The organism is Actinosynnema sp. CS-041913 (genome assembly GCF_050942485.1).
Classification (GTDB): domain Bacteria; phylum Actinomycetota; class Actinomycetes; order Mycobacteriales; family Pseudonocardiaceae; genus Actinosynnema.
Window position 1 is genome coordinate 2582662 of sequence record NZ_CP192037.1, and the last position, 16189, is coordinate 2598850.

At 71.9% G+C, this 16189-nt stretch carries 13 protein-coding genes; 8 read left to right on the plus strand and 5 right to left on the minus strand.

Annotated features, from left to right (window positions below):
- Positions 1-112: 112 nt before the first annotated feature.
- Entirely contained in the window at positions 113-1204 is a 1092-nt protein-coding gene (locus tag ACQPZF_RS12500; RefSeq protein WP_433271477.1) for a Leu/Phe/Val dehydrogenase, read from the minus strand.
- Positions 1201-2724: a PHA/PHB synthase family protein gene (locus ACQPZF_RS12505; RefSeq protein WP_433271480.1), complete on the minus strand. Its 1524-nt coding sequence runs from the start codon at positions 2722-2724 to the stop codon at positions 1201-1203. The genes ACQPZF_RS12500 and ACQPZF_RS12505 overlap by 4 nt, the downstream gene beginning before the upstream one ends.
- Before the next feature lie 450 nt (positions 2725-3174).
- Here ACQPZF_RS12505 and ACQPZF_RS12510 point away from each other — a divergent pair, with 450 nt between their 5' ends.
- Positions 3175-4899 carry a long-chain-fatty-acid--CoA ligase gene (locus ACQPZF_RS12510; protein WP_433271482.1) on the plus strand — a complete coding sequence of 575 codons (1725 nt, stop codon included), beginning with the start codon at positions 3175-3177 and terminating at the stop codon, positions 4897-4899.
- Positions 4900-4915: 16 nt separating this feature from the next.
- Here ACQPZF_RS12510 and ACQPZF_RS12515 read toward each other — a convergent pair whose 3' ends face one another.
- The gene (locus ACQPZF_RS12515; protein WP_433271484.1) at positions 4916-5260 is read right to left on the minus strand and encodes a transposase; all 345 of its coding nucleotides are present in this window, start codon (positions 5258-5260) and stop codon (positions 4916-4918) included.
- Positions 5261-5576: 316 nt separating this feature from the next.
- Here ACQPZF_RS12515 and ACQPZF_RS12520 point away from each other — a divergent pair, with 316 nt between their 5' ends.
- On the plus strand, positions 5577-7337 hold the full coding sequence (locus ACQPZF_RS12520) for an alpha-keto acid decarboxylase family protein (protein WP_433271486.1): 1761 nt from the start codon (positions 5577-5579) through the stop codon (positions 7335-7337).
- 67 nt (positions 7338-7404) lie between these two features.
- On the opposite strand, the gene ACQPZF_RS12525 is transcribed toward ACQPZF_RS12520, so the two are convergent.
- The gene (locus tag ACQPZF_RS12525; protein WP_433271488.1) at positions 7405-8793 is read right to left on the minus strand and encodes a hypothetical protein; all 1389 of its coding nucleotides are present in this window, start codon (positions 8791-8793) and stop codon (positions 7405-7407) included.
- A 589-nt stretch (positions 8794-9382) separates the two neighbouring features.
- Here ACQPZF_RS12525 and ACQPZF_RS12530 point away from each other — a divergent pair.
- Positions 9383-10282, plus strand: a complete 900-nt coding sequence (locus tag ACQPZF_RS12530) for an alpha/beta fold hydrolase (protein ID WP_433271490.1) — start codon at positions 9383-9385, stop codon at positions 10280-10282.
- Positions 10279-11940, plus strand: coding sequence for an FAD-binding dehydrogenase (locus ACQPZF_RS12535; protein ID WP_433271492.1), 1662 nt, complete (start codon positions 10279-10281; stop codon positions 11938-11940). The genes ACQPZF_RS12530 and ACQPZF_RS12535 overlap by 4 nt, the downstream gene beginning before the upstream one ends.
- Positions 11941-12118: 178 nt before the next feature.
- Here the strand turns inward: ACQPZF_RS12535 and ACQPZF_RS12540 are convergent, their stop codons facing one another.
- Positions 12119-12688 carry a DUF664 domain-containing protein gene (locus ACQPZF_RS12540; protein WP_433271493.1) on the minus strand — a complete coding sequence of 190 codons (570 nt, stop codon included), beginning with the start codon at positions 12686-12688 and terminating at the stop codon, positions 12119-12121.
- Between the two features lie 382 nt (positions 12689-13070).
- Here ACQPZF_RS12540 and ACQPZF_RS12545 point away from each other — a divergent pair, with 382 nt between their 5' ends.
- From ACQPZF_RS12545 to ACQPZF_RS12560, 4 genes are read left to right on the plus strand one after another with little or no spacing between them, the layout of a single operon-like run.
- A complete protein-coding gene (locus ACQPZF_RS12545) occupies positions 13071-13466 on the plus strand; it encodes a cupin domain-containing protein (RefSeq protein WP_433271495.1) in 396 nt (131 codons plus the stop codon).
- Entirely contained in the window at positions 13463-13999 is a 537-nt protein-coding gene (gene folE / locus ACQPZF_RS12550; protein ID WP_433271497.1) for a GTP cyclohydrolase I, read from the plus strand. The genes ACQPZF_RS12545 and folE overlap by 4 nt, the downstream gene beginning before the upstream one ends.
- A gap of 10 nt (positions 14000-14009) precedes the next feature.
- Entirely contained in the window at positions 14010-14621 is a 612-nt protein-coding gene (locus ACQPZF_RS12555; protein ID WP_433271499.1) for an NUDIX hydrolase, read from the plus strand.
- Between the two features lie 32 nt (positions 14622-14653).
- The gene (locus ACQPZF_RS12560; RefSeq protein WP_433271501.1) at positions 14654-16189 is read left to right on the plus strand and encodes an MFS transporter; all 1536 of its coding nucleotides are present in this window, start codon (positions 14654-14656) and stop codon (positions 16187-16189) included.

The window sequence follows — 16189 nt, forward strand, 5'->3', positions numbered from 1 at the left end:
GGTCCAGGCCGGCCGGGCCGCTGGCACCGGTCACGTGCTCGGTCATGCCACCCGCCTTGCGCGTAGGACTCCTGAACAAGTCATCCTACGTGCCGATGGGCCATCGGCTCGCTTACGACCGCCGCTCCCCGGCCGCGGCGGCGATGCGCTGTTCGGCGATCCGGTCCGCGGCCTCGCCCGGCAGGAGGCCGCCCGACTCGGCGTGCTCCAGGACCGCCCGTGTGGTGTCGAAGATCCGATCCACCTCGGCGGTGACCTGGCTCGGCGAGCGCCCTCGTAGGTCTCCGGTGGCGTGGATCGCGCCGCCCGCGTTGACGACGTAGTCCGGGACATAGAGGATCCCGCGGTCCGCGAGCTGTTGTTCCACGTCCGGATGGGACAGTTGGTTGTTGGCGGCGCCGCACACGATCTCCGCGGTGAGCACGGGCACGACGGCTTCGTCCAGCGCGCCGCCCAGCGCACACGGCGCATAGATGTCCAGGCCCGGCAACCGGATCAGGGACTCGGTGTCGTCCACCACGGCGACCTGGCGGAACTTCTCCACGACCCGGCGCACCGGCTCCTCCAGCAGATCGGTGACCACCACCCGCGCGCCTTCGTGGACGAGGCGTTCCACCAGCAGGTGGCCGACTTTGCCCACCCCGGCGACACCGACCGTGCGGCCCCGGAGCGACGGTGCGCCCCAGCGGTGCCCGGCCGCCGCCCGCATGCCGTGGACCAGGCCGAGGGCGGTGGAACTCGACGGATCCCCCGTTCCGCCGGTCTTCCGGGAACGGGTCACGATCCACCGGCACACGCGGCCTACCACGTCCATGTCCGACACGTCGGTGCCCAGGTCGCAGCCCGTGATGAACCGGCCGCCGAGAGAGGCCACGAAGCGGCCGAAGGCCAGCAGCAGTTCCTCGGACTTGAGCCGCGCGGGATCTCCGATGATGACCGACTTGCCGCCGCCGAAGTCGAGTCCGGCCATCGCGTTCTTGTACGACATGCCGCGCGACAGGTTCAGCGCGTCCGTGACGGCTTCGTCGTCGCCGGGGTACGTGCGGAAGCGGGTGCCTCCCAGGCCCGGCCCGAGCGCGGTGGAGTGGACGGCGATGACGGCCTTCAGTCCCGAAGCCGGATCCTGGCACAGCACGACCTGCTCGTGCTCGAAGGAATCCGGGCCGAATGCGGCGAGCGGCGTCCTGAAGTCGACCGAACTCATGGTGCTTCTCCTTGGGGGGAAGGGGTTTTCCGTGACCGCACGTAGTTCCCCGGCGCGCGGGCGCCGGCGGGGTGGCGGGCGCTGCCCGCCTCGCGGCAGGGGACCGGCGGACCCGAGCGGGGTGCGAGCCACCGCGACCACGCCGTCCACCAGGACTCGTGCCGCAGGTCGGAGTGGGCCGACCAGTCCAGGTGGTCGGCGGGCAGCCCGCCCGGTCCGGTCCGATAGGCCGCCTTGGGACGGGGTGGGCTGATGATGGCGCCCACGTGCCCCGAGGGCACCAGGTGGAACGCGACGTCGCCGCCGAGCAGCCGGGCGCTCCGGTACACCGTTTCCCAGGGGATGATGTGGTCTCGGGAACCGGCCACCACGAACGCGTCCTGGGTGACGGCGGAGAGGTCGATGGGTCTCCCGCCGAGCCGCAACCGACCGCGGGCCAGCGTGTTGTCCACCGCGATGTCGAGGGTCTGTCCGAAGAGGACCTTCGGCACCTGTATCCCGTCCTCGCTCCACGCCCAGATGTCGAAGGGCTTCGGCCGCTCGCCCAGCAGCCAGCCGGCGACGAGGGGATGGAAGATGGTGTCCCTGGCTCGCAGCAGGTCGAAGAGGAGGCCGATCCTCCCGCCGTCGACCAGGCCCTCCCGGTTCGACAGGCCGCGGGTCAGCAGTGCGATCTCCTTGGCCGACGGTGGTTCGCCGCTGTCCGGGGACGCGTAGTCGAGGGCGGACATCAGCAGCGTCAGCGACGCCGCCCCGCCCTCGCCGCCCGCCGCGAGCCAGGCGGCCGTGGACGCGGCGAGCATCCCGCCGGCGCACACCCCCACCAGGTGGGACCGCGGCGAGCCGGTGATCTCCCGCACGACTTCCAAGGCGCGCAGCGGAGCCTGCGCGAAGTACTCGTCCAGTCCCAGGCCGGTCTGGTGGGGTCCGGGGTCGCACAGGCTGATGGCGAACACCGTGAAGCCCTCGCGGACCGCCCATTCGGCGAGACTCCGGCCCGGCGCCAAGTCGTAGATGTAGTACTTGTTGACCCACGCGGGGATGAGCAGCAGGGGAACCTGGTGCACCTCGGCGGTCTGCGGGTCGTACTGGAGCACTTCCATCAGGTCGTTCCGGTACACGACCCGGCCCGGCGTGGCCGCCAGGTTGTCGCCCAGGCGATAGGAGCCGGGCGCCATCTTGGCGGGGCGTCCCCGGCGGTGCTCCAGGTCGTCCAGGAAGTTGGCCGCTCCGCGGACCAGGCTCCTGCCGCGGGTGGCCACGGCACGGCGCAGCGCGGCGGGGTTCCCCAGGAGGAAGTTCGTGGGGGACAGGGCTTCGGTGAGGACCTGGGCGAAGAACTGGACCTGGCGGCGGCGTCGGGCCGCGAGGAACGGCGCGTCGGCGCCGGCCAGGACCAGCCGACGCCACGTCAGGTAGCTCCGGAGCAGCAGCCGGTACCCGGCGGAATTCCAGGCGGGGTCGCCGAATCGCGGGTCGTCGGGGTCGGAGGCATGGGGTTCGTCGCCGCGCGGGCTCACCGGTCGCAACTCCTTGTCCGGCCGACCGTTCGGCCTGTGACCGAAACGTAGGAGGCGCGCGCACTGCACCGGTAGGCGCGCGTGGAGTCCGTGACGTCGTTTCGTCGCCCGGGTGTGCGGAGGGCGCGCGACAGTGGCGTGAGAAGCGTTCGGGGTCTCGGCTGTGCCACCGATCGCGCCAACACGGCGCTGTCTCACGTGGGCCGCCGAGAACCTCGTCGTGTCGGTTCCGGCCGCTACCCGAGACGTAGTTCCGGCGCTCGCGTTCGGAGCGGAAACCGAAGGCTGGCACGCTTTTTCGGGTCGGCCTCGGCGGACCGCGCGAACGCCAGGCGAGACAGCTCCGCAAGGCGACAGGCGACGTGTGCGCCGCATACCTTCGGCGGTACGGATCCGCGGGCGCCCGACGATCCGGCCACCCGGCAACGACACCCGACCCGAAGGATCGTCATGCACAGCACCATGCCGGACATCCCGCTCACCATCGCCCGCATCCTGCGCCACGGATCCACGGTCCACAGCGCCTCCACGGTGTCCACCTGGCACGGAAATGGCTACGACCGGACGAAGTACGCGGAGGTGGGCGAACGCGCCGCCCGGCTGGCGCACGCGCTGCGCACTCGGCTGGGCGTGCGCACGGGTACCCGACCGCAGAGCGGGCAGAGCGTCATCGGCACCTTCATGCGCAACAACGCGCGTCACCTGGAACTGCTCCTGGCGGTGCCCGCGATGGGAGCCGTCGTGCACACCCTCAACCCGCGCATGTCGGTCCAGCAGCTCGCCTACATCGTGCGGCACGCCGGTGACGAAGTGATCGTCGTGGACGCGGGCCTGACCGGAATCCTCGCCCCGGTGCTGCCCCGGCTACCCGACACCGTGCGGCACATCGTCGTCGCCGGTCCCGGTGGCCGTGCCGAGTTGGCTGGATTCGCCGGCGAGGTGCACGACTACGAGGAACTGCTCGCCGGCCGCCCGGCCGACTACCCCTGGGAGGAGGAGATGGACGAGCACACCGCCGCGGCGATCTGCTACACGTCCGGAACCACCGGGAACCCCAAGGGGGTCGTCTACAGCCACCGGTCGATGTACCTGCACTGCCTGCAGGTCGCGGCGCCGAACCGCTACGACCTCACCCTCCGCGAGGTCGTCTTCCCCATCGCGCCACTGTTCCACGTCAACGGCTGGAGCACCCCCTACGCCGCGTTCGCCACCGGCGCGGACCTGCTGCTGGCCGACCGGCACCTCGACCCCGCCTCCCTCGCCCGCATCATCGAGACCGGTCGGCCGACCTTCGGCGCCGCGGTGCCCACCGTCTGGATCTCGTTGCTGGAGGAACTGGACGCCCGCCCCCGGGACACGTCGAGCCTGCGCCGGGGGCTCGTGGGCGGATCCGCCTGCCCGCCCGCCCTGATGGCCGCCTACCGCGACCGGCACGCCGTGGAACTCCTGCACGCCTGGGGGATGACGGAGACCTCGTCGCTGGTGACCACGGGGTTGCCGCCGCGCGGGGTGAGCGCCGAGGAGGAGTGGGCCTACCGCCTCAGCCAGGGCCAGTTCCCGGTGTCGTCCCGGTTCCGGCTCGTGGGCCCGGACGGCGCGGTCGTGCCGAACGACGGTGTGACCACCGGCGAACTCCAGGTGTGCGGGCCCTGCGTGACGAGCGCCTACCACGGTGGCGTCGACGCGCCTCGGGAAACGCCGGCGGAGAGCTTCACCCCGGACGGCTGGCTGCGGACCGGCGATGTCGGGAAGGTGTCCCCGGACGGTTTCCTGACGCTCACCGACCGGGCCAAGGACGTCATCAGGTCCGGCGGCGAGTTCATTTCCAGCGTGGCGCTGGAGAACGCCCTGACCGAGCATCCCGCGGTGGTCGAGGCGGTCGTGGTCGCCGTGCCCGACGACCGCTGGGGTGAGCGGCCACTGGCCGCCGTGTCACTGCGCGCGGGCAGCGGCGTGGACTTGGGAGAGCTGCGCGATTTCCTGGGCCGGCACATCGACTCCTGGATGGTGCCCGAACGGTGGACGATCATGAGTTCGGTGCCGAAGAACTCGGTCGGCAAGTACGACAAGCGGCACATCCAGCACCAGTACGCGCAGGGCCGGCTCGACGTCGTCCACCTCGGCAAGCGTCCCGGCGGTGGCACCACCAGGCAGGCGCAGCCCATCGGCATCTGACGCGGCTCGGCCCGCGTCACCGTCCCGCTGAGCCGAAGTGGGCGCCCCCGCGGACGATCGCGGCGTCGACGACCGCCGCCGCCCACTCCCGGTCGTCGCCGACGTCGCGGTTCTCCGACAGCGCCTGCCGCAGCCGCGGCCACAACCCGCTCCTCGTCCACGCGGCGAAGCGGCGGTGCGCGGTCGCCGGTGAGACACCGAAGGAAGACGGCAGGTGACGCCAGGCGCAGTCACTCGTCAGCACGAACACGACGGCCGCGAAGACGTCGCGGTGGTCGAGCGGAACGCTGCCGCCACCCTGCGGCCGGGGGGTGAATCGCGGGACCAGCGGTGCGACCAGCGTCCACAGAGGATCAGGCACCAGACGTCGTGACAGGTTCCCTCCCATGACGGGAAAGCATGGCACCGGGCCCGGTCCCCGCAATGCGCTCCCGCCGGGTTTTCGGGGCGTGCCCGCCGACTCGCGCGCACCTCACCGCCACCCGGCGAGCGGGCGCGCGCAACGGGTGGCCCGCACGACCCCGACGCCACTGGCGCACGCCTGCCGCCGGCGGTCGGGCGGCGCCTACGTTGGATCAGCCGGAGATCGCGTCGGCTCCGCACAGGCACGGGGGATCCCGCGCGAGGAAGGAAGGCCCAGCATGACAACGAGCCCATCGGAAACGAGCAGCACGGTCATGGACCACGTCCTGAACCGCCTGAGCGCACTGGGGGTGCGGCACCTGTTCGGGATGGCCGCGGACTACAACCTCGCGGTGCTCGACCGCGTGGTCGCCCACCCGCGGGTGGAGTGGATCGGGATGGCGAGCGAACTCGGCGCGTCGTACGCCGCCGACGGCTACGGGCGCGCCAACGGCTTCGGCGCGCTGCTGACCACGTTCGGGGTGGGTGAGCTGAGCGCGATCAACGGAGTGGCGGGCGGCTACGCCGAGCGCGTCCCGCTGCTCCACATCGCCGTCGGTCCCACGCAGGCCACCGAGCGGGCCGGCGCCGTGGTCCACCACACGGTGGGGGACGGGGACTTCGACCGGTTCGCCCGAGCGCACCGGCAGGTGGTGTGCGCCGACGCCGTTCTGCGGTCCGGCGACGCCGTGCCGGAGATCGACCGGGTGCTGACGACCTGTCTGCGCGAGAGCCGGCCCGGCTACCTGCGGCTGCCGCGCGATGTCGCGCTGGAACCCGCCGCGCCGCGCGGGCCGCTGGACGTGCCGGACCCGAAGGCGGCCGACGAGGACAGCCTGGAGGCCTTCCGCGCGGCGGCCCGGACCCGGCTCGCCGCGGCGCGCGACATCGCGGTCCTGGTGGACTTCCTGGTGGACCGGTTCCGGGCCCGTGCGGAACTGTCCGCCCTGCTGGCCGCCGGTTCCTTCCGGCACGCCGTCCTGGCGACGGGCAAGACCGTGGTCGACGAGAGCAACCCCGGGTTCCTCGGGACGTACGCGGGGGCCATGAGCGAGGCGACGGTCCGCGCCGCCATCGACCGGGCCGATCTGCTGATCCGCGCGGGCGTGCTGCTCAGCGACATGACCACCGGCAAGTTCACGCACGAGTTCGACCCGGAGAAGGGCATCGACCTCGGACCCGCGGTCGCCAAGGTGGACGGCGCGGCCTTCCCCGGCGTGCCGCTGGCCGCGGCGCTGGACGTGCTGACGGAACTGGTCCGCGAACGCGCTCCGGACCGGGCGCCCACCACCGAGCCCGCACACCGTGAAATCCGGTTCGCGCACCGCAGGACCGAGCCCGCACCCCGGGGACTGGCCGCGCTGGTGCACCTGGCCGCGGACTCCTCGGCCAAGCTCAAGGAGTCCGCCACCGCCCTCGGCCGGAAGCTCTGCGGGTCGACGCTCCCGTTGACCCAGTCCTACCTGTGGAAGGCGGTCGGCGGCGTCATCAGGTCCGACCACACCGTGGTCGCCGACAACGGCACCGCGCTCATGGGCGTCGTGGGCCACCGCTTCCCGAGCGGAGCGCGGTTCGTCGGGCAGCCGCTGTGGGCCTCCATCGGCTACGGCATCCCCGCACTGGTCGGAGCGCAGCTCGCGCAACCGTCCCGGCGCGGACTGCTGCTCATCGGCGACGGTGCGGCCCAGCTCACCGTGCAGGAGCTGGGCATCCTCGGCCGCCATCACCTCAACCCCATCGTCGTCCTGGTCAACAACGACGGCTACACCGTCGAGCGGGCCATCCACGGCCGGCGCGCCGTGTACAACGACATCGCCCGCTGGCACTGGCCCGATCTGCCCGCCGCCCTCGGCGTGCGGAACCCGCTGGTGCTCACGGCCCGCACCCCGGCCGCGCTGGACAGCGCGCTCGCCCGCGCCGTGGCCACCACCGACCGGCTGGTCCTCGTGGAGGCGTTCACCGGCAAGGACGACGTCCCTCCGCCACTCGTGCGCCTCGCCGTCAACCGGCCCGACCGGACCCGGTGGGTGCCCTGAGAGACGAGAACGTGCGCACCGGGGCTTGGTCGGCGTGGCCGATCGAGCCCCGATCGCACTCCGCGGATCAGTTCCGGTCCGCCCCGGCCAGCAGTTCGCGGGCGTCCTCCGGTCGTCCCAGTGCTGCCAGCCGACCGCAGAAGGCCTCCAGGTCGCCGGTGCACTGCGCGGAGTACAGATCCCTGAGCACCTTCACGGCCTGGGCCGCGGTGGCGCGGCTCTGGTCGACTTCCCCCGACTCCAGTTCGACCGAGGCGACCAGCAGCAGCCTGAGCGCACGGCGTCGCGACCGGCCCGGAAGACAGCCCTGGAGGGCTTCCCGGGACCACCGGGCGGCGGACGCGGGCCGGTTCAGGTCCCTGGCGCAGCGGGCCAGCTCCTCCGCCAGGTAGGCCCGGTCGACGTGGGCGCCCCAGTCCGGTCGTCGACCGGGATCGCCGGGCTCCAGCGCCTCGATCGCCTTCCCGACGGCGTCCTCGCAGGCGCGCACGTCCCCCAGCAAGGCGTGGCCGCGGGCTTCGGCCGCGTGGCAGGCGACCTCCGCCGTCGGGGTGCTCCGCCCCCGCGATCCGTCCCGCGCCACGCGGGCGAGCTGGACGGCTTCGCGCGGGCTGCCCAGCAGGAGCGCCACGCGGCTCATCCCGGACGCCAGGACGTAGCCGCCCAACGCACGGTCGTCCGCCGCCTGGGCGAGCCGCAGGGCCTGGATGTAGTAGCGCTGAGCGAGGCCGGGCCGGCCGGTGTCGACCGCCATGTACCCGGCGAGTTCCGTGAGCCGCGCGGCCACGCCGAAGAGCTGCCGCCCGGTGGACTCGCCGCAGGAGTCCCCGAGCAGCCGGGAGACCACGCTGTCGAGGTAGTGGACGACGACGGGGCGGATGCGGCCACTCCCGAAGCGGTGGTCGAGGTCGACGAACGCGGCGGTCGTCGCCCGCACCGCCGCGACGTCCGCCATCCCGACCGCGGCCGGTCCGTGGCCGGGCACGGCGGGGTCCGGACCGGCGATCAGCCAGTCGCGGCTGGGCTGGACGAGCACGGACGTGGACAGCTTGTCCCCGGTCAGCGCGCCCACGCGGGTGGCGTCGCCGTGCCACAGCGCGCGTGCCTGCCGGAGCGCGCCCGGCACGGTCGGCTCGAACCGCAGTCCTGCGGTGGGCGCCGCGCCCGGACTCGCCGCCATGCCGATCTCGTCGGCGGTCACCGCGCGGCCCAGCTTGTTCCCCAGCGCCTGGGCGATGATCGCGGGCGCCCGGCCGCGCGGCTGCTGCCCGCGCAGCCAGCGGGCCACCGACGTCTTGTCGTAACGCAGGTCGACCCCGTGCTCCGCGCCGCAGACGTTGACCCGGCGCGCCAGCCCGGTGTTGGAGCACCCCGCTTCCTCCATCACGGCCCGCAGTCGTTCGTTCGCCTCCCGGCCGGCAGGCGGTCCCGCGCCCATAGCCTCGGTTCTCCTCATCTCGGGAATGGCAGGAATTCGCACTCACTCGTCGTCCGGTGTCCTCCGGGACCGTTTCGGCCGGCGATCCCGGTCTTCATCCCTACTTGGTGTGCCACCCTTCTCCGTCCATTGTCTACGTTGTTGTGAGACTGCGGTTCCGGGCAGGGTAAAAGTTATGCTAGGGGCAGCGGAGAGGGGGTTGGATATCAGCCGATGGGGTGAACATGGGTCTTTCTCGTGATCCAGGCGACGGACAACCCGTTCGGACTCCCGGCAGGCCACAAATGGAGTAGGCCGTCGGGATGACCGGTCGGGCTGCCCTTCACCTGCCCGGACGCCGGCCGCCGACGCCGACGCCCGGATGTCTTCCCGGCCCAGAATTCCAGGCCGGCAGCGTGCCGGCAAATAGGGAATTGGTCCTGGGTTCCAACGCCCGGTAGTTCGCTACCGAGCCTTTGTCCCACCGCGTGAGCGGGCGCGCGCACCACCGGTCGGACAAGCTTCCAATGCCGCTCGGCGCGCCTGCCGGCACCACCCGGCCGGTACTTACCGTCCCGACTGTCGGAAACCGTCCGCAGCTTCCGCAGAGCAATGACGGGAGACCTTGATGAACACATCCACCGCAGGACGGGCGCAAGCCGTGAAGGAGCACTGGACCCGGGTCGACGGCACGGAGACCCGCTACCTGGAAGCCGGCGACGGGCCGCCCGTCCTGCTGATCCACGGCGAGGGAAGCGTCGCCGAGGAGTGGTACGACGTGCTCAAGGGCCTCGCCGACGGGCACCGGGCCGTCGCCGTGGACCTGCCCGGCTACGGCTACACCGAACCGATCCCCGACAACTCCGCCGCGGCGCTCGCCGCGTTCGTGTGGGCGTTCGCCCGCACCGTCGGCCTGGAGCGGCCTTCGCTCGTCGGGCACTCGCTGGGCGGCGGGGTGGCCGTCACCGCGGCCCTGCAGCGGCCGGGCCAGGTGCCGGCCCTGGTGTTGGTCAGCCCCTCCGGCATGGGCCGCGCCATCAACCCGGCCATGGTGGTGCAGTCCGTGACCCCGCTGGGTGACCTGACGCAGTGGCTGATCCCGCTGCTCCCGTTCGGCCCGGAGCTGCTCGTCGCCGCGACGGTGTTGATCGGGGCCCACCGGCCTTGGCGCGTCACCGAGCCCTGGTGGTCCAGCCAGGTCCAGGCGGTCGCCACGCCGGGGACGCTGGCCACCGCCCTGCGCTCCCAGCGCACCGCGATCGGGCTCCTGGGACAGCGGAACCTGGCCCTCGGCCGGCTGCCGGAACTGCCGATGCCGACCTTGGTCGTGTGGGGGCTCAAGGACGTGATGGTCCCCTTCTGGCAGGGCATCGCCGCCCGTCGCAGGCTGCGCCGCGGCCGACTGAAGCTGCTCGTGTGGTGCGGCCACCTGGTGCCGCTGGAGGGGGCCGACGAACTGCTCGGAGAGGTCCGCCCCTTCCTCGCCGGCGTCGACGACCGCACGACCGGAGGGGGGAACCTGCCATGAGCGACAACGCGGACGTCATCGTCGTGGGAGCCGGTCTCGCCGGCCTGGTGGCGACGTACGAGCTGACCCGAGCCGGCCGGCGGGTGGTCGTCGTGGAACAGGAGAACGAAGCCAACCTCGGCGGCCAGGCGCACTGGTCGGAGGGCGGGCTGTTCCTGGTCGGGACGCCCGAGCAGCGGCGGCTGGGCATCAAGGACTCGCCGGAGCTGGCGCTGTCCGACTGGCTGGCCTCGGCGGGGTTCGACCGCGACCGCGAGGACCGGTGGGGCCGTGCGTGGGCGGAGGCGTACGTGGCCTTCGCCGCCGGTGACAAGCGCAGCTACCTGTACGGGCGCGGGCTGCGTTTCGTGCCCATCGTCGGGTGGCCGGAACGGGGGGTCGGCACCGCGACCGGCCACGGCAACTCCGTGCCCCGGTTCCACTACGCCTGGGGCTCCGGCCCGGAGATCGTGCGGATCTTCCGCGATCCGGTGCTCGCCGCCGCCGAGAACGGGATGGTGACGTTCGAACACCGTCGCCGGGTCGACGAGATCGTCGTCGAGGGCGGTGTCGCGGTCGGCGTGCGCGGCGCGGTGCTGGCGCCCTCGGACGAGCCACGCGGCGTGCCGTCCTCGCGGGAGGAGGTCGGCGCGTTCGAGCTGCGCGCGCAGGCGGTCCTCGTCACGTCCGGCGGCATGGGCGGCAACCACGACATGGTGCGCGAGCACTGGCCGACCGACCGCCTCGGCCCGGCCCCGGCGGCGCTGCTCAGCGGGGTGCCCGCGCACGTCGACGGGCGGATGCTGGGTATCGCCGGCCGCGCCGGCGGCTCGGTGGTCAACCTGGACCGCATCTGGCCCTACACCGAGGGCCTGGTGAACCACGCCCCGGTCTGGCCCCGCCACGGGGTGCGGCTGCTGTCCGGCCCGTCGCCGCTGTGGCTGGACGCCACCGGCCGGCGCCTGCCGCCGCCGCTGTTCCCGGGCCACGCCAACCTGCCGACGATGCGGCACATCGCGCTGACCGGCCACTCCCATTCGTGGCTCATCATGACCCAGTCGATGGTGGACAAGGAGTTCGCCCTGTCCGGATCGGAGCAGAACCCCGCCCTGACCGACAAGAACTGCGCGTTGATGCTGCTGGAGCTGAAGAAGAGCGCGATGGGGCCGGTGCGCGCGTTCCTCGAACGCGGTGTGGACATCGTCATCCGCCGACGCCTGCCCGAGTTGGTGGAGGCGATGAACGCGCTCACCCCCGAAGCTCCGTTGTCCTACGCGGAGGTGGAACAGGAGATCGTGGCACGCGACCGCCAGGTCCTCCACGACTACTCCAAGGACATGCAGATGAAGTCCGTCCACAATGCACGGGCGTATGTTCCGGAAAGGATCACGCGCATCGCCCGGCCACACCGCGTGCTCGACCCCGCCCACGGCCCGCTGTTCGCGATCCGCCTGCACCCGATGACCCGCAAGACGTTGGGCGGCTTGCAGACCACCCTCGACTCACAGGTGGTGCGGCCGGACGGGACGGTCTTCGAAGGTCTGTACGCGGCCGGTGAAGCGGCCGGGTTCGGCGGCGGAGGGGTGCACGGGTACAACTCGCTGGAAGGCACCTTCCTCGGTGGCTGCGTCTTCTCCGGCCGCACCGCCGGCCGCGCACTCGCCCGCGACCTTCGCTGAACCGCACCACGTACGCCCGGTGCCGACCGCGGGAGCCGATACGGCGCTTGGGCGTGCGTAGCTGTTCTCCTCGTGGCGCTAGCCCACGCTAGCCCGTGTGTGCCGGTCGGCCGGGGCCCTCGTGGCGCTAGCCAGCGGTCGCCTGTGTGTCCCAGCCCGCCGGCGGGTCCTCGTGGCGTTAGCCCGCGGTCGCCCGTGTGTGCCAGCCGGCCGGCGGGTCCTCGCCGACGAGCCCGTCCACGGCTTCGCGGAGGAGGTCGGCGTGGCCGGTGTGCCGGCCGTACTCCTCGATCAGGTCGCACACGAGGCGCCGCAGGCCGGCGCGGCGGCCATCGGGCGACGACAGGTGGACGAGCTGGTCGAACCCGCCGTCGGCCAGGGCGGCGTCGAGCGTGGCCCTGGACCGCTCGACGGCGCCGTCCCAGAGCGCGTAGAGCTGTTCGGGGGTGTCGTCGGCGGCCGAGTTGAAGTCCCAGTCGGGATCGGCGTCCCAGTCCGCGGCGTCCCACGGGGCGCCGAGCGGTGTTCCGCCGAGCTTGACGCCGAACATCTCGTCCTCGGCGCGCGCGAGGTGCTTCAGCAGGCCGCCGAGGGTCAGCGAGGACGCGCCGACCCGGGTCCGCAGCCCTGCCGAGTCGAGGTCGTCGGCCTTCCAGCGGAAGGTCGTGCGCAGGCGTTCGAGGGCGCCCACGAGGTGCTCGGCCTCGGTGCCGGCGAGTGGTGGTTCCCACGGGTTGTTGTCGGCCATGGCACCACCATAGGGCCGCTGACGAGTCCGGATTCCGGCGGCCCGGGATGATATGTGCCCCGGCTGATTGCCGCTCCTCTTCCCGGATATCCCCTTCGGCAAGCCGAAATCGTTCACAGTGCACCAATGCCTCGTAACTTGGAATAGCCATGGGTTACGCCGTGGTAACGGCGAGTCGTTACCGGCGTCACTCGACTGGCCTATGGACGCTCGGATTCACGCCTTGGCACGCTGACACTGTCCATGAGACGAAACCGTGGCCTGGGGGGCTACAGATAGGTTTCCCGCGATTTCCGGGACGATCAATCCATTCTCCCCGAGCCGTCGTACGCGCAGGCAACGGACGGCGGGTCTACCCGTGGATTCGAACAGGGGGAGTTTCATGTCAGAAGCCTTGACGGATATTGAAGCCCGCGGCGCACCCGGCACGAGGGTCTTGTTCGAGGACGAGCACACCCGGGTCTGGCTCCTGGAACTGGCGGCGGGCGAATCGACGGAGTGGCACACCCACCCGTGGGACTACGTTTTCGTCGTGGACCGTCCGGGATTGGTGCGCCTGGAGTACGAAGACGGCGTCTACGAGGACCAGGACGACTTCCTGGGCCAGGTGGTGCACCGCCGGCGCGGCCATGCGCACCGGCTGGTGAACCTCAGCGGCGGCCCCTACCGCAACGTCGTCATAGAGTTTTTGTCCCAAGCTCCGCCGGACAAGTGGGAATACCTGCCGCCCCGCTACTCGTACGGCAATGTCGCCGACCAAGCAGAGGGAGAGTCATGACCACGATCGCCGAGTGGTTAGAGCAGAACGTCACCACGGACAAACGCGCACTCGACTGGTACAAAGAACCGGAGTGCGAACCCCGCATCGTCCGCGCGTACCAAGAGCTGCTCAGCGGGTACGAAATCGACACGTCCACCATCCTCAAGACGACGGTGGAGGTGCAGAACCCGCACGACGGCATCGTCCGGGTGCACGACATCAATTACTACTCGATCTGCGCGCACCACTTCCTGCCGTTCTTCGGCAAGGTGGACGTCGCGTACGTCCCGGGTGACCGGATTCTCGGCCTGGGCAAGTTCCCGCGCCTGGTGCAGGCGTTCAGCCGCCGGTTCCAGATCCAGGAGCACCTGGTGAAGGACATCGCGGAGGAGATCATGACCTCCGGCGGGGCCCGCGCGGTGCGGGTGATGTCGACCGGCCGCCACATGTGCATGTGCAGCCGCGGTCCGTCGGACGACTCGGCGACCACGGACACCACTTTCTACATGGGTGACGTGGAACTGCTCGAACGCCTCGACGTGAAGAGCTGACCACCCGGCGATGAGGATCGACTTCTTGCCGCGCCACGCGCTGGAAGACGGGGCACCGCACCAGTTCTGCCTGCACTGCCACGCCGAGTCGGTGGAGTGGTTCACCGAGGGCGGCCGGAAGCGCTGCGCCTGCGCCGCCTGCGGGCGCGTCGCGGACCGCGCGCTCGTGCTCGATCCCGCCGTCTCGTGGTGGGTCGAGCCGGACGGCGAGTACTGGCACGAGACCGCGGGCGTGTTCCTCCGCGACCCGGAGGGCCGCTTCCTCTTCTTCCAGCGCACGGCGTACCCGTTCGCCCTGACGGTGCCGGCGGGGCACGTCGAGCGCGGCGAGGAGCCGGCCGCCGCGGCGGCCCGGGAACTGTTCGAGGAGACGGGGGTTCCGCCACCCGTGATGCGGCCCCTCGAACGGCTCCCGATCCCCGGTGACGGGTGCCGCCGCGGCGCGGACGCGCACGTGTGGCACCCGTTCCTGGCGGAGTTCGACGGTCGCGCGCCGCTGCGGCTGAACTCGGAGGGCGAATCCGCGCGGTGGCTCGGCGCGCGCGAGGCACTGTCCCACGACCTGACCCATGCCGTTCGCACCCTCCTGGAACGGCTCGCCACTACCCTGGACGACGGCTGAGGCCGCACCCGGAACGCAAGGAAGGCGGCACTGTGCGCGAGGCCCCACTGACCAGGGCGGGTCGACGGGAGTGGGCGGGGCTCGCGGTCCTGGCGTTGCCGACCATGCTCATCGGCCTGGACATGACGGTCCTGCACCTGGCCGCGCCCGCGCTCGCCGAGAGCCTGCGGCCGGGCAGCTCGGAGTTGCTGTGGATCGTCGACTCCTACGGCTTCCTGGTCGCCGGGTTCCTGATCACGATGGGCACCGTCGGCGACCGGATCGGCGCGCGCAAGCTGCTGCTGATCGGCGCGGCGGCGTTCGGCCTGGCGTCGCTGCTGGCCGCGTACGCGCCGAGCACCGCGCTGCTGATCGCCGCGCGGGCGCTGCTCGGCGTGGCGGGCGCGACGCTGATGCCCTCCACGCTGGCGTTGATCCGCAACATGTTCCACGACCGCGACCAGCGGCGGTTCGCCATCGCGGTGTGGATGACCAACTTCCTGGTCGGCGGCGCGATCGGGCCGCTGGTCGGCGGCGTGCTGCTGGAGCACTTCTGGTGGGGCTCGGTGTTCCTGGTCGGCGTGCCGCTGCCGCTGGTGCTGCTGATCGCCGGCCCGCTGCTGCTGCCGGAGCACCGCTCGTCCGCGCCGGGCCGGGTGGCCCCGGCCGGCGTCCTCCTGTCGACGTCGGCGATCATCCTGATCGTCTACGGCCTCAAGGAGTTCGCGCGCGACGGGTTGGGCCTGGCGCCGGTGGCGACCGTGGTGCTCGGCGTGGTGCTGGGGACGGTGTTCGCACGCAGCCAGTTGCGCAGCCCCGCCCCGCTGCTGGACCTGGCGCTGTTCCGGCGGCCGGCGTTCGGCGTGGCGCTGAGCGGCCAGACCCTCGGCCTGTACGTGCAGACCGGCATCCAGTTCCTGGTGCTCCAGTACGCGCAGCTCGTGCTGGGCATGTCGCCGCTCCAGGCGGGCGTGGCGGTGCTGCCGGCGATGGTCGCCGGCGTGGTGGGCACTCTGCTCGCACCCGCGGCGGTGCGCTGGACGCACCCGGTGTGGGTGATGACCGGCGGCTTCGGCCTGGCCGCCGTGGGCTCGGTGGTCATCGCGCTGGCCGGGGCCGGTTCGCCGATGGCCTTCGCGGGGACCGGGTTCGCCCTGGTGTCGTTCGGCGTCTCGGCGGCGCTCGCGCTGACCAACGACTTCATCATCGGCAGCGCGTCGCGGGAACGGGCGGGCAGCGCGGCGAGCATCGGCGAGACCGGCGCCGAACTGGGCAACGCCCTGGGCGTGGCGATGGCGGGCACCATCACCACCGCGGTGTACCGGGCGCAGGTGACGCCGGAGACGCTGCCGGCCGGGCTGCCCCCGGACGCGGTGCGGGCGGCCCGGGACACGCTGGGCGGCGCGGCGTCGGTCGCGGGCGACCAGCCGGGGTCGGTGGGCGCCGAGCTGATGGACGTCGCCAGGGCGGCGTTCACGCATGGCATGTGGGTCGCGTCGTGGGCGAACGTCGCCGTGCTGATCGTCCTGTGCATCGCGACGGCGGCCCTGCTGCGAAGCGTCCAGGTGCCCGTGGACGTGGACGACTAG